Here is a 20,041-nt window from a genome sequence, read left to right as displayed (position 1 = left end):
GACCATACCGCAGTACCCCACGAATCCGATGGGGTCGGTTTCATGGGGCACTTGACCGGTTTCGCGCACATTAGTGGCACATTTACCACTCTTAAAAGAGTGATTGTGTCCGGTTATCGGTTAGTGGACTCCGGCATTGAGAAACATTCCCCCATCAACGACCAGCGTCTGACCTGTGACCCATTCCGCCTGCCCGGAGGTGAGGAATGCCGCAACCCCGCCGATGTCCGACGGGAGGCCGAGCCGGCCGAGCGGGTAGGCGGAAGCCGCCTCAGCCTCCCGTCCCTCGTAGAGCGCCTGCGCGAACCTGGTCTTGACCACGGCCGGCGCGATCGCGTTCACCCGCACCCCCGGCGCCATCTCGTGCGCGAGCTGCAGGGTGAGGTTGACCATGGCGGCCTTGCTCATCCCGTAGGCGCCGATGAACGGCGAGGCGGAGACACCGGCGATCGAGGCGATGTTCACGATCGCCCCGCCGTGATCCTTCTGCCAGGCGTGCCAGGTGCGCTGGGCGAAGCCGAGCGCGGAGATCACGTTGGTCTCGAAGACCTTGCGCGCGACCCCGAGGTCGAGGTCCGCGATGGGCCCGAAGACGGGATTGGTGCCGGCGTTGTTGATCAGGAAGTCGATCCGGCCGAAGGCCTCCATGGCCCGCTCCACGGCGGCGGCCTGGTGGGCCTCGTCGTGCGCCTTGCCGGGGATCCCGATGACCCGGTCGGCACCGAGCCGCTCGACGGCCTCCTTCAGGGTGTCCTCGTTGCGGCCGGTGATGCACACCCGGTCGCCGCGGGCGACGAGCGCCTCGGCGATGCCGTAGCCGATGCCGCGGCTCGCCCCGGTGATCAGCGCGACGTGCCCGCTGTCCGTGCCGTTGTACGCCATGAGCTGCGCCCCTCTCGCGCTAGTTGAGCGGGCCGCCGGCCACGTACAGGACCTGGCCGGAGACGAAGCCGGCCGCCTCGCCGGTGAAGAAGGCGATGGCGTTGGCGACGTCGTCCGGCCGCCCGACCCGCTGGACCGGGATCTGGGTGGCGGCGGCGGCCTGGAAGTCCTCGAAGCCCATGCCGACGCGGGCGGCGGTGGCCGCCGTCATGTCGGTGGCGATGAACCCGGGGGCGACGGCGTTCGCGGTGACGCCGAACTTGCCGAGCTCGATGGCCAGGGTCTTGGTGAAGCCCTGCAGGCCGGCCTTGGCGGCGGAGTAGTTGGCCTGCCCGCGGTTGCCCAGCGCGGAGGAGCTGGACAGGTTGACGATCCGGCCGAACTCGGCGTCGACCATGTGCTTCTGACAGGCCTTGGACATCAGGAACGCACCGCGCAGGTGCACGTTCATGACGGTGTCCCAGTCGCTCTCGCCCATCTTGAAGAGCAGGTTGTCGCGGAGCACTCCGGCGTTGTTGACCAGGATCACGGGGGCGCCCAGGGTGTTGGCCACCCGTGCGACGGCCGCCTCCACCTGACCGGCGTCCGACACGTCGCAACCGACCGCGAGGGCCGTGCCGCCGGCCGCCTTGATCGCCTCCACGGTGTCCTTGCAGGCGGTCTCGTCGAGGTCGAGAACGGCGACGGCGCGGCCCTCGGCGGCCAGCCGGATCGCGGTGGCGGCGCCGATGCCCCTGGCCGCGCCGGTGACGATCGCGACGCGCTGCTCGGTGGTGGACATGCTGGATTCTCCTCGCCCTTGGGGTGCCCGGAATTGCGGATGCCCGTACGGATGCACTGAGCAACCGCTTAGTAGCTTCAGCTGGAGAGGACGCTAGGAGGCCGGGCACCGGGTGTCAACGGCGCCGCGGCCCCCTACGCGTTCAGCGCACCAGGAGGTCGAGCAGCCGTTCCACTTCCGCGGCCGGGTCGGCGGTCAGCCCGGTGTGCACCGGACCGGGCTGCACCACCGTGCTGCGGGGGGCGATCAGCCATCGGAAGCGGCGTCCCGCGTCGTCCCCGGCGGCCTGGCCGGCCTCCTCACCGCCCGCGCAGACCCCCTCCACGGCGCGCAGGGCGGCCCGTACGCCGGTCACGTCGGCGGCGGGGTCCAGGGCGAGGAGCTTGGCCTCGTCCAGATGGGTGCGGGCGGCCACGAACCCGTGCGCCCGGCAGTAGACGATCACTCCGGCGTTGAAGCACTCACCGCGCTCCACCCGGGGCACCACACGCACCAGCGCGTACTCGAACACGTCCCGCTTGGTCACCGGCTGTCGCTCTTCTTCTGGTTCTTGACGTTCTTGTGGGGCCATTCGGTCAGGTGGTCGGTGAGCCAGCCCGGGGGCTCGGACGGGGCCTTGACCTCGACCTCCATCGAGATGCGCTCGTGGATCGTGGCCGCGCGCGGCAGCAGGGCGTCCACGTACGCGGCGCGGACCTCGTCCGGGGAGGCGAATCCGGGCTCGTCGGCCAGCCACTCGTCGGGGACGTCGGCGGCGACCTCGCGCAGCAGCTCGCGGGTGACCCGCGGGGCCAGTTCGGCCGCGGCCGCGGCGATGTCCGGCCCGACCGGGGCCAGCACGTGGTCGGAGGCGTTGTACGGCTTGGCCGACGCGGTCTGCGCGGTGGGCCAGTTGTGATGCCAGATCATGGTGGCTCCGTGGTCGATCAGCCACAGGTCCCCGTGCCAGACCAGCATGTTGGGGTTGCGCCAGGACCGGTCCACGTTGTTGATGAGCGCGTCGAACCAGACCACGCGGCCGGCCTCGACCGGATCCACCCGGTAGGCCAGCGGGTCGAAGCCGAGGGAGCCGGGCAGGTAGTCCATGCCGAGGTTCAGGCCGCCGCTGGCCTTGAGCAGCTCCTGCACCTCCTGGTCGGGTTCGGCGAGCCCGATCACCGGGTCCAGCTGGATCTGGACCAGCTCCGGGACGCGCAGCCCCAGCTCCTGGGCCAGGCGGCCGCAGACCACCTCCGCCACCAGGGTCTTGCGACCCTGGCCCGCCCCGGTGAACTTCATGACGTAGGTGCCCAGGTCGTCGGCCTCGACGATGCCGGGGAGCGAGCCGCCCTCACGCAGTGGTGTGACGTAGCGGGTCGCCGCTACTTCTGTAAGCATTTTCCCAGGGTATCCATTCATCAGGCCTTGCAATCAAAGGGACGTTCTCTTGCTGTACGTCCCTCCGCCGAGTCTCGAGGCGCTCTCCCGCCAGAGTAGGCGTCGTGATCGTCGCGCCATAGCGGGATTCCTTCGGGGCCGTCTTCCCGGTCGCGGACCGCCGGTCTGCTGCCCTGTGTGGCGTGGAGGCTGCCGAGCAGTGCGAGGCTCCGGCCGCTGGGGCTCCCCGCCTCCGCGTGGTAGATCACGAGCTGCTGACCCGGTGCGCCTCGTACGTCGAAGGACTCGTAGGCGAGTGTCAGGGGACCCACCTCGGGGTGGACGAACTCCTTGGCCTCGTGGGTCTTGCCGCGCACGGTGTGCGTGGACCAGAGCGCGGCGAACTCCTCGCTCGCCCCCGTCAGGACGTCCACCACCTCGCGCAGACGCGGGTAGTCCGGTTCGAGGCCGGCCGCGCCGCGCAGTGTGGCGACCACCGCCTCGGCCGCCCGGTGCCACTGCGCGTGGAAGCCGCGGCCGGCGGGATCGAGGAAGGTCATGCGGGCGAGGTTGTCCGCGGCCCCGAAGGGAGAGAAGAGCGCCTCGGCCAGGCCGTTGGCGGCCAGCAGGTCCAGCGCCGGATTGAGGACGAACGCCGGGGTGTCCGCGTACCCGTCCAGCAGCCGGCTCAGCATCGGGGCGACCGTCTCCTGCGGCTGCGCCCGGCCGGGCTCCGGGGCACTGCCCGCCAGCCGGTACAGATGGGCCCGGCCTTCACGGTCCAGACGCAGGGCCACCCCGATCGCGTCGAGGATCTGCGGCGAGGGGCAGCGCTCGCGGCCCTGTTCCAGTCGGGCGTAGTAGTCGCTGTTCATCCCGGCCACGACCGCGACCTCCTCCCGGCGCAGCCCCGCCACCCGGCGGCGCCCGTAGGAGGTCAGTCCCACGTCGCCCGGGGTCAGCCGTGCGCGGCGGGCCCGGAGGAACTCACCGAGGTCGTTGCTGGTCATCTGCCCAGGCTAGACCGGTTCCGGGCCGCGAGCCTGGGTGCGCCGCACCCCGGCACGGACCGTCCTGGCCCGCCCCCTGCCGCCGCACCAGACTCCTCGGCACGTCACCGTACGAGCCCCTTCGGCTCCTCGACTGCGGGTCGCCGTACGGGACTTACCCAGGAGGAACGGGCATGGCAGGCATGACAGGCACGGCAGGCATGACCGGCATCACCGCCAGGACCGTGGCCGTCACCGGCGCCAGCAGCGGCATCGGCGAGGCCACCGCGCGCCGCCTGGCAGCGGACGGGCACCGCGTCCTGCTCGGTGCGCGCCGGACCGACCGGCTCGAACGGATCACGGCGGAGATCACCGAGGCGGGCGGCGAGGCCGCCTTCCGCAGGCTGGACGTCACGGACGCGGCGGACACCCGCGCCTTCGCCGACGCGGCGATCGCCGCCTACGGCCGGCTCGACGCGCTCGTGAACAACGCGGGCCTGATGCCGCTGTCCCCGCTCCACGCGCTGCGGACGGACGACTGGGACCGCATGCTCGACGTGAACGTCCGGGGTGTTCTGCACGGCATCGCGGCCGCCCTCCCCGCGATGCGCGCCCAGGGCGGCGGGCACATCGTGAACATCGCCTCCGTGGGCGCCTACGAGGTCTCACCCACCGCCGCCGTCTACTGCGCCACCAAGTTCGCCGTCCGCGCGATCTCCGAAGGCCTGCGACAGGAGTCGGCCGGCGGCATCCGGGTCACGCTCGTGTCCCCGGGCGTCACCGAGTCCGAACTCGCCGACACCATCGCCGACCCGATGGCCCGGGAGGAGATGAAGGCCTATCGCGCCGTGGCGCTGCCCGCATCGGCGATCGCGGATGCCATCGCCTATGCCCTGGCGCAGCCCCCGGAGGTCGACGTCAACGAGATCGTCGTGCGCCCCGTTGCGAGCGCCCGGTGACCGGCCCCGGCGCACGGGACCTCGACGGCCGGCTGAGGGAGCTGGAGGACAAGGAGGCGCTGCGCGGTCTGCTGGTCCGCGGATGGCGGGCACTGGACCGGAAGGACTGGCGGGCCTGGGCCGCCTGTTGGGCCGAGGACGCGGTGCTCGAGTTCGGGCCGTGGGGCACGACGTACGGGAGGGAGGCGATCCGCGCGGTGGTGGAGGAGGCCGAGTCGGGCCTCCCGAGCATGCAGCACCACATCCTGAACCTGCACGTCGAGGTCGACGGCGACCGGGCGAGCGGCATCGGGTACATGTGGTTCGTCGCCGTCACCGAGCCCGGCCGGGAGTCCTCTCCGTCCTCCATGGGCGGCCCGTACGCGTGGGAGTTCCGCCGGGGCCCGGACGGCTGGCTCCTGGTCCACCAGCGGCTCGACGTCGCCTGGACCTCGGGCGGGGACGCCCTGGGCGCGCCCGGCCCGGGCGGGGTCCCCTTGCGCGGTCCTTCGGCGTCGGCGTGACCCCGAAGGGAGACGCGCCGCGCCACCGGTGCGGGTTCGGGCCGCCGGGGGCTACGTCCAGGCGTTGAGGACTTCCTCGGTGGTGGTGACCGTGGCGACCAGGGAGAGGGAGTTGCGGAGGACCTCGGCGGTGTAGGCGGCGGGCACGCCGGCGATCGCGTCGGCCGGGACCACCACCCGGTAGCCGAGGTTGACGGCGTCGAACACGGTGTTGGGCACGGCCACGTTGGCGGAGACACCGGTGACCACCAGAGTCCGGCAGCCGAGGTTGCGCAGCAGCGGGTCGAGGTCGGTTCCGGCCATCGGCGAGAGGCCGTGCAGCCGCCGGACGATCAGGTCCGCTTCGGCGACCTCGATGGGCGGGGCGACCCTGACGGCGTGCGTGCCGGACAGCTGCTGCACCGGGAGCTTCGCGGCCGCGCCGAACAGCCGGGCGTTGGAGTTGGCTCCCCGGCCGTCGGGCCGCCGCTCGGCCACCGCGTGGAGGACCTGCACCTCCGCCCGGTGGGCGGCCGCGACCAGTGCGGCGACCCGGGCCAGCATCCCCGAGGCGCGGGCCTCCTTGGCCAGTTCGGGCAGTGCGCTGTCGTCGCCGACCACGCCGTTCTGGCACTCGACGGTGAGCAGGGCGGTGGTCGCGGGATCGAGCTGGAGCATGGCTCCCCCTGGTGTGACGGCGGAAGAGCCCCGATGATTCCTGACACACAGTCAGATGTGAAGGGGTGCAGGACGGATGGACGACACTCAGCGGCGCGGCCGGCGCATCATGATGACCCCGGCGGAGGTGGACGCGTTCCTGCGGGAACAGCGCACCTGCCGGGTGGCCACGGTCTCCCCGGACGGCGGCCCGCACGTCGGTGCGCTGTGGTTCGCCTGGGACGGCACCTCGTTCTGGCTGTACTCGATCACCCGCAGCCGCCGCTGGGCCGATCTGCGCAAGGACCCCCGGATCTCGGTGGTGGTGGACGCGGGCGAGTCCTACGACGAGCTGCGGGGCGTGGAGCTGTCGGGCAGCGCGGTGCCGGTGGGCGAGGCCCCGCGCACCGGCGAGCCCTGCCCCGAGCTGGAGGAGGTCGAACGGCTTTTTCCGGCCAAGAACTTCGGGATCGACGAGATGCCGCACGACGGCCGCCACGCATGGCTCCGGCTGACCCCGGAGCGGATCGTGTCCTGGGACTTCCGCAAGATCTGAGGCGTGCCCGGCACCGGGCCGGCGGCGCCCGGGCTCACCACCGCCGGCGGCGGGCCCGGCCCGGCAAGATCCGAAAGAGAGGGCCTACGCCCCCTCTCCGCCCTCGATGGCCGCGGCGGTGGCCTGCAGTGCGGCCACGGCAGCCCGGATCGAGGGCCGGCGGTCGGCGTCCGCGCGCCAGACCACGTAGACGTGCCGCCGTACGGTGTCGCACACCGGCAGCAGCCGGACCCCGTGCGGCACCGGCCCGCGGCCCAGCCGGGGGGTCACGCACACGCCGAGCCCGGCCTCCACGAAGGCGAGCTGGGTGTGGTGCTCCTCGGCGATGTGCGTGATGCGCGGCTCGATCCCGGTGCCGCGGAGGGTGAAGACCAGCCATTCGTGGCAGAACTGGCCCTCGTTCCAGGAGATCCACTCGTCCTCGGCGAACTCGCGGAGGGAGACGCCCTCGGTACGTCCGGCCAGCGGGTGGCCGGCCGGCACCGCCACGTCGGCGGCGTCGTCCAGCAGGTGCGCCCGCACCAGCTCGGCCGGGACCGGCATGCGCTTGTTGTGCCAGTCGATGGCCAGCGCGAGGTCGAGGTCCCCGCGCACCACCGCGGCCATGCTCTCCTCGGGCTCCATCTCGCGGACCCGGGCGCGCAGCTCGGGGTGCTCGGCGCGCAGGGAGGTGAGCGTGGCCGGAAGCAGACCCCGCATCGCGGTGGGGAAGGCTCCGATCCGCAGCTCCCCCACGGCACAGCCGCGCTGGGCCTCGACGTCGGCCTGGGCGAGCTCGACCTGGGAGATGATCCGCGCGGCGTGGTCGGCGAGCAGCCGTCCGGCCTCGGTGAGCCGGACGCCGCGGCCGTGCTTGGCCAGGAGCGGCTGGCCGACCTCGCGCTCCAGCTTGGCCATCTGCTGGGAGACGGCGGAGGTGGTGACGTGCAGCCCTTCGGCCGCGCCGCCGACCGAGCCGTGACGGGCCAGGGCGTCGAGGGTGCGGAGGCGCTCCAGGTTCAACATGTAAGCGATGCTACGCCTTCGCCCCAAAGAAATCTCGCTTGTCCTACGACGTCGAGCGTCGCAATCTAAAGGACATGAGCGCACCCACCACCGCCCGAGTCACCCCCTCCCCACCGGCCTCCGCCGGTTCCTCCACCGCCACCACCACCGCGCGCCGTTCCGCTCTGGACTGGCGCGTCCGGTTCGCTCTGCTCTCGGTGGTCTGGGGCTTCAGCTTCCTGCTGATCAAGGTCGGCACCGAGGCGTACGCCCCGTTCCAGGTGGCCCTCGGCCGGGTGTTCTTCGGCGCGCTCGCCCTGCTCGCGGTCCTGCTGGTGCGCCGCGAGCCGCTGCCGCGCGGGCTGCGCACCTGGGGCCACCTCTCGGTCGCCGCCCTGCTGCTGAACACGGCCCCGTTCTCCCTGTTCGCGTACGCGGAGCTGAGCATCCCCTCCAGCCTGGCCGGGATCTGCAACGCGACGTCCCCGCTCTGGGGCATGGTCCTCTCCCTCGTCGCGCTCTCCGAGGACCGTCCGACCCGCCGCCGGGTCGCCGGCCTCGGCCTCGGCTTCCTCGGTGTGCTGATCGTGCTCGGCGCCTGGCAGGGCTTCTCCGGTGTGGACGCCAAGGGGACCGCGCTCGCGCTGCTGGCCTCGCTCTGCTACCCGATCGGCTGGATCTACGTCCGCCGCACCCTGGCCGGCACCCCCGGCTCCCCGGTGGCACTGACCGGCGCGCAGCTGATGGTCTCCACCCTCCAGCTGACCGCGGTCAGCGCCCTGTTCACCACCGCCCCGGCCGGATTCCCGCTGTGGCCGACTCTCTCGGTGATCGCCCTGGGTGCCCTGGGCACGGGCATGGCCCTGCAGATGCAGTACGGACTGGTCTCCGAGGTCGGCCCGACCACCGCGCAGATGGTCACCTACTTCATCCCGGTGATCGCCACCACCGCGGGCGTCCTGGTCCTGGGCGAGCAGCTCCACTGGAACACCCCGGTCGGCGCCGCCATCGTCCTCGCCGGAGCCGCCCTCACCCAGTCCCGCCCCCGCACCTGACGCCCTGCCGCGGCCCGGCCGTCCTTCCCCCGCCGGGCCGCCCGGCCCGATCCGCCGTACGCCCCTACACGTGGCGGAAGGCGGTCGACGGGCGGAGCACCGCGGCCACCGCGTCCGCCAGTCCGGGGATCTCCGGCGGGCTCAGCCTCGCGACGGTGATGCGGACCGCCGGGCCGGTCTCCAGGCGGAACCGGGAACCCGGCGCCACCGCCCAGCCCGTCGCCAGCAGACCTGTGACCGCGCTCGTCTCGTCCGCGACCGGGATCCAGACGTTCATGCCGCTGCGCCCGTGGGCCCGTACGCCGCGCTCGGCCAGCGCCGCGACCAGCGCGTCACGCCGGTCCCCGTACGAGCGGGCCACCGCCACCGCATCCACCGCGCCCGAGCTCCACAGCTCCACCACGGAGTACTGCAGCAGCCGGCTCACCCAGCCGGGCCCCAGCCGCTGCCGCCCCCGGAGCCGGTCCAGCGTCACCTCGTCACCGACCACCACCGCGAGCCGCAGGTCGGGGCCGTAGGCCTTGGCCGTGGAGCGGATCAGCGCCCAGTGCCGGGTGACCCCGCCCAGTGGGTGCAGCGGCAGGTCCACGATGCCGTGGCCGTGATCGTCGTCGATGACCAGCACCTCGGGATGCGCGGCGAGCAGCGACCTCAGCTCCTCCGCCCGGGCCGACCCGACGGCCGCGCCCGTGGGGTTCTGCGCCCGGGCCGTGACCACCAGCGCCCGGGCCCCCGCGGTCAGCGCGCGGGCCACCGCCGAGGGCAGCGGCCCGTCGTCGTCGACCGCGACCGGCAGGGTCCGCAGCCCCAGCGCCGGGACGAGGTCGAGCACGCTCCCCCACCCCGGGTCCTCGACCGCGACGGCGTCGCCGGGCTTGAGGTGCGCCACCAGCACCCGTTCGATGCCGTCCAGCGCGCCCGAGGTCAGAGCCAGCGGCCCGGCGTCCGCCGGCACCCCGTCCGCCGCCAGGCCCTCCCGGGCCAGCCGCGCCAGCTCCGGCACCACCGGGTCCTGCCCGTACACCGTGGGCGCCTCCGCGTACCGCCGGGCGGCCGCCGCCAGCGGCCCGTCCAGGGAGGGCAGCAGCGAGACGTCCGGATTGCCGTTCGACAGGTCCCGGGCGCCCGGCGGCACGGCGACCCCGCGCGCCTCCCGCGGCGCGGTGGCGGGGCGGGACCGTACCCGGCTGCCGCGCCGGCCGTCCGTCTCGATGACCCCGCGCTCGCGCAGCGTGCGGTACGCCGCCGCCACCGTGTTCGGGTTGACCCCCAGCCGGGCCGCGAGTTCGCGCATCGGGGGCAGCACCGCGCCGGGCGCGAGCTCCCCCGCACCCACCCCCGCTTCCACACTGGCCGCGATTTCCGATGCACGCCGCCCCGTGATCATGTAATCTCCTAGCACAAAGAACATTATGCACTAGTGCAATGGAGTTCGCCGCCATGACCGCCGTCCCCGCCGAAGCCGCGTACCGGCCCACCGACCGCACCGTCCCCACCCGCTCCCGGCACCGGGCGCAGTACGACCGCGCGACGGTGCACGCGATCCTCGACGAGGCGTACCTCTGCCACCTCGGCTTCGTACGCGAGGGCGCCCCGGTGGTCCTGCCCACCCTGTACGCCCGGGTCGGCGAAGCCCTCTACCTGCACGGCTCCACCGGATCCCGGCCGCTCCGGGGCGCCGCCGCGGCAGGCGAGCGGGGCCTGCCGGTGTGCGTGACCGTGACGCACGTCGACGGCCTGGTGCTCGCCAAGTCCGCGATGCACCACTCGATCAACTACCGGTCCGTGGTGGTGCACGGCACCGCCTACGACGTGGTCGACGAGGCCGAGCGCAGGACCGCGCTCGACGCGCTGGTGGACCAGGTGGTGCCGGGCCGCGCCGCGGACTGCCGCCCGGCGAACGCCAAGGAGTCGGCGGCCACCGCCGTGATCCGGATCGACCTCGCCGAGGTCTCCGCGAAGATCCGTACCGGCGGCCCGAACGACGACCCCGAGGACCTGGACCTCCCGCACTGGTCCGGGGTGGTCCCGGTGGCCCGCACCTACGGGACCCCGATACCGGCCGGGGAACCGGGCGCCGGCCCCGCCCTCCCGGGCTACCTCGCCGCGCTCTGAACCGGCTCGGCGGGGAGCCTCGGCCGCTCCGCGACGGGACGGCGGGCCTCCGCGACGATCAGCGCGAGGACCGCCGTCAGCAGCAGGCCGGTGCCGAGCACCATGGGGGCGGTCAGCTCCTCCCCCAATGCCAGCACCGCGATCACCGCGGCGCTCACCGGCTCGATCAGCATGATCACGGACACCGTGGCGGCCCGTACCGCGGCCGCACCCGTGAAGTAGAGCGCGTAGGCGAGCGCCGTCGGCACCACCGCGACGTACGCCATCAGCCAGATCACCCGCCCGAGGTCGGCGGCGTGCGGCAGCAGACCCTCCGCCAGCGCGAGCGGGAACAGGCAGACCGCCCCCACGCCCGCCGACCACGCCGTGGTCACCAGCGGGTCGCCGGCCTCGCCGCGCTGCCCCGCCCGCCGGGTGCGCAGGGTCATTCCCGCGTAGCCGGCGGCCGACAGCAGCGCCCAGCCGACGCCCTGGGGCCGTACTTCGCCGCCCCCGCTGCCCAGCACCAGGACCACCAGTCCGGCGAGCGCCCCGGCGACGGCGACGGCACCGCCGGTCCCCAGCCGCTCACCCATCCAGTGGCGGGCACCGAGCGCGATCAGCACCGGCCCCGCCCCGAGGGTCACCACGGTGCCGACGGCCAGGCCGGTCTCCTGCACGGACCAGAAGTAGGCGACCTGGAAGAGGGTGAAGAACAGGCCGGTCACGGCCAGGGAGCGGGGTGAGGGCGAGGACGGCCGGCGCCTGCCGCGCGGGCCGCGCGTCCCGCCCCCGCCGCCCCGTACGGCGAGTACCCCCAGGAGCACCAGCAGACCGCCCGCGCACCGCCAGAAGGTGAGCGAGACCGGCCCGAGGCCACCGGCCCGGAAGAGGAGGGAAGCGGCCGCCCCGGCAGTGCCCCAGGCGACTCCGGCGACGACGAGGTACAGCAGACTGCGCCCGGCGGGCGAGGTGTTCGACACGTGTTTCTCCGCGTTCTCCGCGCATGCGTGAAGGATGAAAGGCGTACGTCATCGCTTCGCGGGCAGCACGGACCGGCCCGGGAACCCCCGGGCCGGATACCTGCGGCGGCGGCCGCCCGCGACTAGACGGCGGGCGGCGGAAGCACGGTCAAACGCATGGACGTCACCCTAGGCCGACGCGGTCTGCCGGTCCAGTTCGCCCGATTCCGCTTCACCGGCGGCCGAACCCGCGGCCGAACCCGCGACCGGCTCCGCCGCGGACTGCGGCGGGCGCGAGGACTGGGCGATGAAGGCCCCGCCGAGCACCAGCGCACCGCCGATGACCTGCGGCAGCGAGAGGTGCTCGGCGAGCAGCACCCAGGCGAGCACCGTGGCGACCACGGCCTCCAGGAAGGCGACCACACCGGCCACCTGCGGCGAGAGCTTGCGGACCGAGACGACTCCGGTCAGGTACGCGAGCACGGTCGCGATCAGCACGACCCAGCCGAGCAGCACCAGGCCCGGCACCTCGGTGCCGGCGATCTCCGCCGGCCCGCCGAGCACCGACCAGTCGATCTGCCAGGGGCGGGCGATCACGGTCATCACCAGGGTGCCGACGATCAGCCCGTACGCGGCGACGCCGAGCGGGTCCGGGACGTCCTCGGCGTCCGCGCCCTGGTCGGCGAAGATGAAGTAGCACGCCTGGCAGCAGGCGGCGGCCAGGCCGAGCAGCACGCCCAGCGGGTCCAGGCTCAGCCCGGCCCAGATCTCCACCACGCAGGCCAGGCCGGCCACGGCCACCGCCGCGCCGACGGCGGCGGCCCGGGTCACGGGCTTGCGCTGGACGAACCGGATGTAGCCGAGCAGCAGCGCCGGGCCCAGGTACTCCAGCAGCAGGGCCACGCCGACCGGGATCCGGGACAGGGAAGCGAAGTAGAAGGCCTGTACACCGGCGACGGCTATGAGCCCGAAGCCGGCGAGCAGGGCGGGCTTGCGGCGCACCAGGTCCCGGTGCCGCCAGGCGAGCGGCGACAGCACGAGGGCGGCCCCCGCCACCCGGAGCCAGACCATGTGCAGCGGGTCCAGACCCGCCTCGATCAGCGGCTTCGCCGCCACACCCGAGCCGCCGAACGCGGCCGCCGAGATGAGCGCGATGCCCAGCCCGGAGTTCTTCCCTGACGCTTTCATCGGGCCATCATGACACCGCATGACAGGAGCGTCACGGCGGTGACGCCTGTTGAGACGGTCACAGATTTTCTGACATGTCATCAGTATTGAATGTTGGGGCCGCCAGGATTACGTTCCGCCACACGAACCGGACGCGTACCCGACGAGAAGGGGTGGTCGCATGGCCGAAGTCAGCGCGGAATCACGCATCGAGGCGTCCGCCGCGAAGGTCTGGTCCCAGCTGACGGACTGGGGCGCGTACGGCCAGTGGAGCATGACCCACACCAACTTCCCGGAGGGCGGTCCGCAGAGCCTGGCGGTCGGGGCCACCTTCGAGGAGAACATGAAGATGATGGGCTTCCCGGCCGAGGTCACCTGGACCATCGAGGAGCTGGAGGCCGAGCGGGTCTTCGCGATCAAGGGCAAGGGCCCGATGGGCGTGGTCGTGGGCACCCGGTACACCCTGATCCCCGAGGGGGAGTCGACCACCGTCCGGATCGACGGCGAGTTCACCGGCGCGGCCGTGTCGCTGATGGCGGGCAAGCTCAAGGACTCCGCCACGGCGGCGCTCAACGAGTCGCTGCGCAAGCTGGCCGGGCTGGTGGCCTGACCCGCTGCACCGCAATCGCACAGGCGTCAGCGCCCCGCGACCTGCGTCGCGGGGCGCTGACGTGGTGTCCGCCGGCGGTCAGTGCTCGTCGGCGAGGATCAGGTAAAGCTTCTTGCGGGCCTCGTTGATGACCCCGACGGCCTTCTGCCGCTGTTCGGGCGTGCCGGTCTTCCAGACCTGCCCGAACGCCTCCATCAGGCCGAAGCCGGCCGACCGGATCTCGTTCATGCTCTCCCAGTCGACACCGCGTCCGGCCTCCTCCCAGGGGGCGGCCGGGCCGGCCTCCGCCTCGGTGCGGCCGGAGTCGGTGAGCGTGAACAGCTTCTTGCCGCCCTCGCTCTCGCTGCTGATCAGCCCCTCGTCCTCCAGCATCTGGAGGGTCGGGTAGACCGAGCCGGGGCTGGGCTTCCACGCCCCGCCACTGCGCTCGCCGATCTCCTGGATCATCTCGTAACCGTGCATCGGGCGGTCGGTGAGCAGCGCCAGGATCGACGCGCGTACGTCGCCCCGCCGCGCCCGCCGGTGCGGGCCGCCGCGTCCGCCGCGGCCGCCGAAGGGGCCGCCCCCGAATCCGGGGCCGAAGCCGGGGCCGAACGGCCCGAAGGCCCGCCGGCGCCCTTCGCGCTCTCCCTGACGGTCGGGCCCGCAGTGCCCGAACCCGTCACCACGTCCGTGGCCGTGGCCGTGCCCATGTCCGTGGCCGTATCCGTGTTCGTGTCCATGTGAACGCATGACCGCGCTCCTTTCGCCATGTCCGATTCCGTCATTACTACGAGCATCGCCGTTCTGTCGCGATGCGTCAACGATATATCGGAACTGTTCGGTGAGCAAGGCCAGTCGTCCCGGATTGGCCTTGGATCACGCCGAGCGGCGGCCCCTACCGTCGTGCCATGCGAATCCGAATCGTCGACGCCTTCTCCGAGCGCCCCTTCGGCGGCAACCCCGCCGGCGTCCTGCTGCTGGACGACGCGTTCCCCGCGGACTCCTGGCTCCGGCAGGTGGCCGCCGAGGTCAACCTCTCCGAGACCGCGTTCGCCCACCCGCTGCCCCCGGGCGGGGACGCCGACTGGGCTCTGCGCTGGTTCACCCCGGCGGCCGAAGTGGACATGTGCGGCCACGCCACCCTGGCAACGGCGCACGTCCTGGCGCAGGCGGGCCTGGCCGAGGGGCTGATCCGGTTCTCCGCCCGGTGTGGCGTCCTCACCGCCGAGGCCGCCGCGGACGGCACGATCACCATGGACTTCCCCACGTCCTCGCTGACCCCCTGGGACCCGCCGGCCGAGATCGCCGCCGCCCTCGGCGACATCGAGATCCGCTCGGTCCACGACACCTCGGACCACATCGGCGACCTGGTCGTCGAGCTCGCCGACGAGCGGACGGTGCACGGCCTCCGCCCCGACCACACGGCCCTGCGCGCCTTCGCCAAGCGCGGGGTGATCGTGACCGCCCCCGCCGAGGACCCCTCCCGCGGCTACGACTTCGTCTCCCGCGGCTTCTTCCCGCTCGTCGGGATCGACGAGGACCCGGTCACCGGCAGCGCCCACACGGCGCTCGCCCCGTTCTGGGCGGCCCGCCTCGGCCGCGACACACTGACCGGCCTCCAGGGCGGCGTACGCCGCGGCCTGGTCAAGGTCACCCTGGCCGGCGACCGCACCCTGCTCACCGGCCGGGCCGTCACGGTGATCGACGGCGAACTGCTCGCACGCCCCTGAGTGCGGGACCCGGGCCGGCGTCAGCAATACGGGGGACGGCGGTACGGCGGAACGGCGGAAGGTCATCGGTCACAGGCTGCGACCGGTAGCGTGCCGAGAGTTCCGATGGAGGTACGACCATGACTCCCGCCCACCCCGGCCCCGGCACCGGCCCCGGCACCCGTTTAACGCCCGGCGCCACCCCCGGCGTCACCCCCGACCCGCACGCCCGGCCCGGCCCGCAGCCACCGCCCGCCCCGCCCCTGCGTCTCCGCCTGCGCTACTGGTTCGACACGACCATGACCCGCGGCACCACCGCCCTGATCGGCTGGCTGTCGCTGCTCTGCCTGGCCGTCGTGGTCCCGGCCGGGGCCCTGCTGGTCCACGTGGACGAGAACGTCCCGACCACCTCCCGCACCCTGCTGCTCGGGGTCTGGAAGAACGTGGCCGGCGTCTTCAAACTCGGCAGCCCCGTCGGCAGCCCCGCGTTCGTGGCGCTCTCCCTCCTCGTCTCCCTGGTCGGGCTGTTCTTCGCCAGCGCCCTGGTCGGCCTGATCACGGCGGGCCTCAACCGCCGGATCATGGACCTGCGCAAGGGCCGCTCGGTGGTGCTGGAGCAGGGCCACACCGTGCTGCTCGGGTGGTCCGACCAGGTGTTCCCGATGATCGCCGAACTGGCCGAGGCCAATTCCAACCGCCGCCGGGCGGCCGTCGCGGTCCTCGCCGACCGCGACAAGGTGGAGATGGAGGACGAGATCCGGACCCAGGTGCCGCGCACCGGCCCCACCCGGGTCATCTGCCGGACCGGCCGCACCGACGACCCCGCCGACATCGCCCTCGTCGGCACGGCCACCGCCCGTTCGGTGATCGTCCTCACCCCGCCGGACGCCACCGCCGACGTCCGGATCGTCCGGACCCTGCTCGCCCTGAACAGCGCCGGCGCCGACCGGCCCGGCGGCCACCGGCCCCACGTGGTCACCGCCGTGCGGTCGGGCGCCAACCGCGTCGCGGCCGAGCTCGCCGGCGGATCCGGGACCTGCGTCCTGAGCCACGACGAGATCCTGGCCCGGCTCATCGTGCAGACCTGCCGTCAGCCGGGCCTTCCCCTCGTCTACCTGGAGCTCCTCGACTACGCGGGCGACGAGATCTACATGACCGAGGAACCCCGGCTGGCCGGACGGACCTACGGAGACGCGCTGCTCGCCTATGACACCTCGTCGGTCATCGGCCTGCGCGCGGCGGACGGCTCGCTCCTGCTCAATCCTCCCTCCACCACCCCGATCGGCCCCGGCGACGCGGTCGTCGCGATCTCCCGCGACGACGACACCGTCGTCCTCGGCGGCGGCCCGCCCGCCGCCGACCCGTCCGCCGCCGACCCTTCGGCCATCACCGCGCAGGTGTGCCACCCCGCCCACCCCGAGTCCGTGCTCCTGCTCGGCTGGAACCGGCGGGCGCCGCTGGTCGTCGGGCTGCTGGCGCAGTACGCCGCCCCCGGCTCTGTGCTGGACGTGGTGGCCACGGATCCCGCCCCCGGTGACGGGCCCGGCGCGGGCCTGCTGAAGACCACGTTCCGGGACGGCGACGTCACCGACCCGGAGACACTGCGCGGCCTGGACGTCGGCCGCTACGACCACGTCGTGGTCCTCGCCCACGAGGAGGAGGGGGACGCCGAGGGCTGGGTGTCCGACGGCCGGACCCTGGTGACCCTCCTCCACCTGCGCGAACTGGAACGGACCCTGGGCCGTGAGATCCACGTGGTGGCCGAGATGAACGACGACCGCAGCAGGGTGCTCGCCCCGGTCAACCGGGGGGACGACTTCGTCGTCAACGGCCGCCTGATCGCCCTGCTGCTCACCCAGATCGCCGAGAACCGCGACCTCGCCCGCCTCTTCGACGACCTCTTCTCCCCGCACGGCAGCGAGATCTCCCTCCGGCCGGCCTCCGGATACGTGCGCCCAGGCACCGAGGTCGCCTTCCGGACGGTGGTGGAATCGGCCCGCCGCCAGGGCCACTCGGCCATCGGCTACCGGATCCACGGGCAGTCCACCCGCCCACCGCGGTTCGGGGTCCGCATCAACCCCGCCAAGGCCGACCGGATCACCTTCGCCCCGGGCGACAGCGTCATCGTCGTGACGGGCAGCCGCACCGCCCCCGGCCCGGCCACCCTGCCGCAGTGCGCCGCGGCACGGTAGGAGCCGGCCGGGGGGCTAGGCCGCGTCTTTTGGATCAGGCCGGATCAGCCCGCCACGGGCCCGGCATGATCCGAAAGACACGGCCTAACTCCCGCCGGGGGTGGGCAGCCAGCCCACCTTTCCGGCGAGCAGGGCGTACCCGCCGAAGGCCACGATGTCGAGCAGGGAGTGCGCAACCACCAGCGGGCCCACCCGTCCCCACCGCCGGTAGAGCAGGACGAACACGGCGCCCATCACCGCGTTCCCGATGAACCCGCCGATGCCCTGGTAGAGGTGGTACGAGCCGCGCAGCAGCGAACTGCCCAGCAGCGAGGCCCTCGGCGACCAGCCCAGCTGGTCCAGTCGGCGCAGCAGGTAGGCCAGCACGATGACCTCCTCCACCACGGCGTTCTGCACGGCGGAGAGGATCAGCACCGGGAACTTCCACCACACCTCGGGCAGCGCCTCCGGCACCACCGTCAGGTTGAACCCGGAGGCCCGCGCCCCCAGGTAGAACGCCAGCCCGGCACTGCCGATGCCCGCCGCGACCAGCGCTCCGCGGGCCAGGTCCGGCCCGGGCCGGCTGCGGTCGAAGCCGAGGACGCGCAGCCCGCCGACCCCTTCCCGGGTCAGCAGGTGCGCCACCAGCAGGACCGGCACCAGGGCGGTGGTGATGCCGAACAGCTGCCAGGCCAGGTCCAGCCAGGGCCGGCCGGGGGCGTACGAGCCGTTGAGCGTGGCGGCCTGGTCCTTGAGCCCGCCGGGCCGGGTCAGCGAGCCGATGAAACTGATCAGGGAGGAGACACCGCTCGCGCCCAGCGACAGGGCGAGCACCAGCAGCATCTCGGTGCGCAGCAGGCTGCGCCGCCCGTCCTCGCGCAGCTCCTCCAGCACCGGTTCCGCCCGCACGCCCCGCTCCCGTCCCGTGATCCCGTTCCGATCACCCCATACTGCCTGGCCGACGGCGGAAGGGGGACCGGAGGGAGCGGCGAAGGGAGCGGGGAGGAGATCGGGGAGAGGATCAGGGACGGTCACCCGGGCAGGTCGGGAAGCCCCACCGGCCAGGTGTGGACGGGGTCGCCCTTGTGCATCAGCTCGCTGTAGCGCCGGGTGGTCGCGGCCAGTGCCGCGTCCCGGTCCAGGCCGCCGGCCAGTCCCCGGTGGTAGGTGTCCACCTGCCAGGTGGACCCGTTCACCCGCCGCCGGCACCGTTCCTCGATGATGCCCAGGTAATGGTCCCGGTCCGCCGGCTCGATGCCCCACGCGTCCAGTCCCGCGGCGGCCATCGGCAGCAGCTCGTCCAGGACCAGCCGGACCGCCGGTACGCTCGCCAGCCCGCCCGAGCGGCCCCGCCGCGGCCAGCGGAGCCTGGCGTCGATCCCGTAGCGGCACGCGGCGTCGAAGTTGGCCTCGGCCTCCGCGAAGGGCAGCCGGCTCCACACCGGGCTCTTCTCGTCGGCGAGGGTGCGGACGAGCCCGTAGTAGAAGGCCGCGTTGGCGACCACGTCGGTCACGGTCGGACCAGCGGGCAGCACCCGGTTCTCCACCCGCAGGTGCGGCAGCCCGTCGGCCACCCCGTACACCGGCCGGTTCCACCGGTACACCGTGCCGTTGTGCAGGACCAGTTCCTGCAGGCTGGGCACCCCGCCCTCGGCCAGCACCCGCAGCGGCTCCTCCTCGTCGCAGATCGGCAGCAGCGAGGGGAAGTAGCGGACGTTCTCGGCGAAGAGCTCGTACACCGAGTCCACCCAGCGCTCACCGAACCAGGTCCGCGGCCGCACGCCCTGCGCCTGGAGCTCCGGCGGCCGGGTGTCGGTGGCCTGCTGGAACAGGGGCGGCCGCGACTCGCGCCACAGCTCCCGGCCGAACAGGAAGGGCGAGTTGGCGCCGACCGCGATCTGCACCGCCGTCACGCACTGGGCCGCGTTCCACACGTCCGCGAAACGGCCCGGGGTGACCTGCAGGTGCAACTGGACGGAGGTGCAGGCGGCCTCCGGCACGATCGACCCGGCGGTCCACCTGACCCGCTCCACCCCGTCGATGTCCAGGTGGAAGTCCTCGCCCCGCAGCATCAGGATCTGCTCGTTGAGCAGCGAGTACCGGTCCACCGCGGAGAGGTTCGCGGCCACCAGGTCGGCCTGCGAGATCGTCGGAAGGATGCCGATCATCACCACGCCGGCGTCGACCTCGGCGGCATGCCGGTGGGCGTAACCCAGTCCGGCACTGATCTCCTCGGTGAGCTGGTCGAAAACCCGTCCGCCGAGCCGGTGCGGGAGTATGTTGAGCTCCAGGTTGAACATTCCCAGTTCGGTCTGGAAATCCGGACTCGCTATCCGCTCCAGAACCTGGGCGTTCACCATTCTCGGCAGACCGTCGGAACCCGCCAGATTCAATTCGATCTCAAGACCCATGAGATTCTTGGGGCGATCGAACCTCTTCTCGGCCAGAAGCTGCTCCAGTCCCTCCAGGCACTCGTGGAGCTTCCTCCGATACCGTTGCCGATCGGACAGGTCGAATCCGCCTGCCACGACCTTCTCCCCCATCGAAGCGTCCCTCCTCGAGCGGGCCCCACCCGGCCACCCGGGCGCGCGCGTTACGGTCGATGATGCCCCGGGGGCGCGATCCCTAACGCGGAGGGGGCGCGA

21 protein-coding genes are annotated in these 20,041 nt (G+C 72.8%); 8 read left to right on the top strand and 13 right to left on the bottom strand.

The window, feature by feature from the left end; translation table 11 throughout:
- Positions 1-120: 120 nt before the first annotated feature.
- From ACGFQ9_RS13020 to ACGFQ9_RS13000, 5 genes are all read right to left on the bottom strand, one after another.
- Entirely contained in the window at positions 121-882 is a 762-nt protein-coding gene (locus ACGFQ9_RS13020; protein ID WP_393573811.1) for an SDR family oxidoreductase, read from the bottom strand.
- A 19-nt stretch (positions 883-901) separates the two neighbouring features.
- Positions 902-1,663 (bottom strand): 3-oxoacyl-ACP reductase FabG, encoded by a 762-nt coding sequence (gene fabG, locus ACGFQ9_RS13015; protein ID WP_393573810.1) that lies wholly within the window; start codon positions 1,661-1,663, stop codon positions 902-904.
- A 142-nt stretch (positions 1,664-1,805) separates the two neighbouring features.
- On the bottom strand, positions 1,806-2,189 hold the full coding sequence (locus ACGFQ9_RS13010) for a DUF3037 domain-containing protein (RefSeq protein ID WP_393573809.1): 384 nt from the start codon (positions 2,187-2,189) through the stop codon (positions 1,806-1,808).
- Positions 2,186-3,040 (bottom strand): HipA family kinase, encoded by an 855-nt coding sequence (locus tag ACGFQ9_RS13005; protein WP_393573808.1) that lies wholly within the window; start codon positions 3,038-3,040, stop codon positions 2,186-2,188. Before ACGFQ9_RS13005 ends, ACGFQ9_RS13010 begins: the two co-directional genes overlap by 4 nt.
- A gap of 20 nt (positions 3,041-3,060) precedes the next feature.
- Positions 3,061-4,029, bottom strand: coding sequence for a helix-turn-helix transcriptional regulator (locus ACGFQ9_RS13000; RefSeq protein WP_393573807.1), 969 nt, complete (start codon positions 4,027-4,029; stop codon positions 3,061-3,063).
- Positions 4,030-4,211: 182 nt separating this feature from the next.
- On the opposite strand from ACGFQ9_RS13000, the gene ACGFQ9_RS12995 reads away from it, so the two are divergent.
- Both ACGFQ9_RS12995 and ACGFQ9_RS12990 read left to right on the top strand, forming a co-directional pair.
- The gene (locus ACGFQ9_RS12995; RefSeq protein WP_393574285.1) at positions 4,212-4,967 is read left to right on the top strand and encodes an SDR family oxidoreductase; all 756 of its coding nucleotides are present in this window, start codon (positions 4,212-4,214) and stop codon (positions 4,965-4,967) included.
- The gene (locus ACGFQ9_RS12990; RefSeq protein WP_393573806.1) at positions 4,964-5,470 is read left to right on the top strand and encodes a nuclear transport factor 2 family protein; all 507 of its coding nucleotides are present in this window, start codon (positions 4,964-4,966) and stop codon (positions 5,468-5,470) included. The genes ACGFQ9_RS12995 and ACGFQ9_RS12990 overlap by 4 nt, the downstream gene beginning before the upstream one ends.
- A gap of 51 nt (positions 5,471-5,521) precedes the next feature.
- Here the strand turns inward: ACGFQ9_RS12990 and ACGFQ9_RS12985 are convergent, their stop codons facing one another.
- A complete protein-coding gene (locus tag ACGFQ9_RS12985) occupies positions 5,522-6,127 on the bottom strand; it encodes a cysteine hydrolase (RefSeq protein ID WP_393573805.1) in 606 nt (201 codons plus the stop codon).
- A gap of 76 nt (positions 6,128-6,203) precedes the next feature.
- Here ACGFQ9_RS12985 and ACGFQ9_RS12980 point away from each other — a divergent pair, with 76 nt between their 5' ends.
- Positions 6,204-6,662, top strand: coding sequence for a pyridoxamine 5'-phosphate oxidase family protein (locus tag ACGFQ9_RS12980; RefSeq protein WP_393573804.1), 459 nt, complete (start codon positions 6,204-6,206; stop codon positions 6,660-6,662).
- Between the two features lie 84 nt (positions 6,663-6,746).
- On the opposite strand, the gene ACGFQ9_RS12975 is transcribed toward ACGFQ9_RS12980, so the two are convergent.
- Complete coding sequence (locus ACGFQ9_RS12975) at positions 6,747-7,667, bottom strand: LysR substrate-binding domain-containing protein (RefSeq protein WP_393573803.1); 921 nt, start codon at positions 7,665-7,667, stop codon at positions 6,747-6,749.
- A 74-nt stretch (positions 7,668-7,741) separates the two neighbouring features.
- On the opposite strand from ACGFQ9_RS12975, the gene ACGFQ9_RS12970 reads away from it, so the two are divergent.
- Complete coding sequence (locus tag ACGFQ9_RS12970) at positions 7,742-8,701, top strand: DMT family transporter (RefSeq protein WP_393573802.1); 960 nt, start codon at positions 7,742-7,744, stop codon at positions 8,699-8,701.
- A 64-nt stretch (positions 8,702-8,765) separates the two neighbouring features.
- On the opposite strand, the gene ACGFQ9_RS12965 is transcribed toward ACGFQ9_RS12970, so the two are convergent.
- Complete coding sequence (locus ACGFQ9_RS12965; RefSeq protein ID WP_393573801.1) at positions 8,766-10,112, bottom strand: aminotransferase class I/II-fold pyridoxal phosphate-dependent enzyme; 1,347 nt, start codon at positions 10,110-10,112, stop codon at positions 8,766-8,768.
- Between the two features lie 29 nt (positions 10,113-10,141).
- Between ACGFQ9_RS12965 and ACGFQ9_RS12960 the strand changes: the two genes are divergently transcribed.
- Positions 10,142-10,816: a pyridoxamine 5'-phosphate oxidase family protein gene (locus tag ACGFQ9_RS12960; protein ID WP_393573800.1), complete on the top strand. Its 675-nt coding sequence runs from the start codon at positions 10,142-10,144 to the stop codon at positions 10,814-10,816.
- Here ACGFQ9_RS12960 and ACGFQ9_RS12955 read toward each other — a convergent pair.
- On the bottom strand, positions 10,798-11,778 hold the full coding sequence (locus ACGFQ9_RS12955; RefSeq protein WP_393573799.1) for a DMT family transporter: 981 nt from the start codon (positions 11,776-11,778) through the stop codon (positions 10,798-10,800). The two genes, ACGFQ9_RS12960 and ACGFQ9_RS12955, sit on opposite strands and share 19 nt — an antisense overlap.
- Before the next feature lie 168 nt (positions 11,779-11,946).
- On the bottom strand, positions 11,947-12,945 hold the full coding sequence (locus ACGFQ9_RS12950) for a DMT family transporter (protein WP_393573798.1): 999 nt from the start codon (positions 12,943-12,945) through the stop codon (positions 11,947-11,949).
- Between the two features lie 160 nt (positions 12,946-13,105).
- Between ACGFQ9_RS12950 and ACGFQ9_RS12945 the strand changes: the two genes are divergently transcribed.
- Positions 13,106-13,534, top strand: a complete 429-nt coding sequence (locus ACGFQ9_RS12945) for an SRPBCC family protein (RefSeq protein ID WP_393573797.1) — start codon at positions 13,106-13,108, stop codon at positions 13,532-13,534.
- A 78-nt stretch (positions 13,535-13,612) separates the two neighbouring features.
- Here ACGFQ9_RS12945 and ACGFQ9_RS12940 read toward each other — a convergent pair whose 3' ends face one another.
- Positions 13,613-14,266: a PadR family transcriptional regulator gene (locus tag ACGFQ9_RS12940; protein ID WP_393573796.1), complete on the bottom strand. Its 654-nt coding sequence runs from the start codon at positions 14,264-14,266 to the stop codon at positions 13,613-13,615.
- Positions 14,267-14,424: 158 nt separating this feature from the next.
- Here ACGFQ9_RS12940 and ACGFQ9_RS12935 point away from each other — a divergent pair, with 158 nt between their 5' ends.
- Both ACGFQ9_RS12935 and ACGFQ9_RS12930 read left to right on the top strand, forming a co-directional pair.
- The gene (locus ACGFQ9_RS12935) at positions 14,425-15,246 is read left to right on the top strand and encodes a PhzF family phenazine biosynthesis protein (protein WP_393573795.1); all 822 of its coding nucleotides are present in this window, start codon (positions 14,425-14,427) and stop codon (positions 15,244-15,246) included.
- Positions 15,247-15,365: 119 nt separating this feature from the next.
- Positions 15,366-17,417, top strand: a complete 2,052-nt coding sequence (locus ACGFQ9_RS12930) for an NAD-binding lipoprotein (RefSeq protein ID WP_393573794.1) — start codon at positions 15,366-15,368, stop codon at positions 17,415-17,417.
- An 84-nt stretch (positions 17,418-17,501) separates the two neighbouring features.
- Here the strand turns inward: ACGFQ9_RS12930 and ACGFQ9_RS12925 are convergent, their stop codons facing one another.
- Complete coding sequence (locus tag ACGFQ9_RS12925; protein WP_393574284.1) at positions 17,502-18,239, bottom strand: CPBP family intramembrane glutamic endopeptidase; 738 nt, start codon at positions 18,237-18,239, stop codon at positions 17,502-17,504.
- 188 nt (positions 18,240-18,427) lie between these two features.
- Positions 18,428-19,939 (bottom strand): glutamate-cysteine ligase family protein, encoded by a 1,512-nt coding sequence (locus tag ACGFQ9_RS12920; protein WP_393573793.1) that lies wholly within the window; start codon positions 19,937-19,939, stop codon positions 18,428-18,430.
- Positions 19,940-20,041 lie beyond the last annotated feature (102 nt).

The organism is Streptomyces sp. NPDC048603, assembly GCF_043199475.1.
In the GTDB taxonomy this organism is placed as follows: domain Bacteria; phylum Actinomycetota; class Actinomycetes; order Streptomycetales; family Streptomycetaceae; genus Streptomyces.
This window is presented reverse-complemented; position numbering and strand designations above follow the sequence as displayed.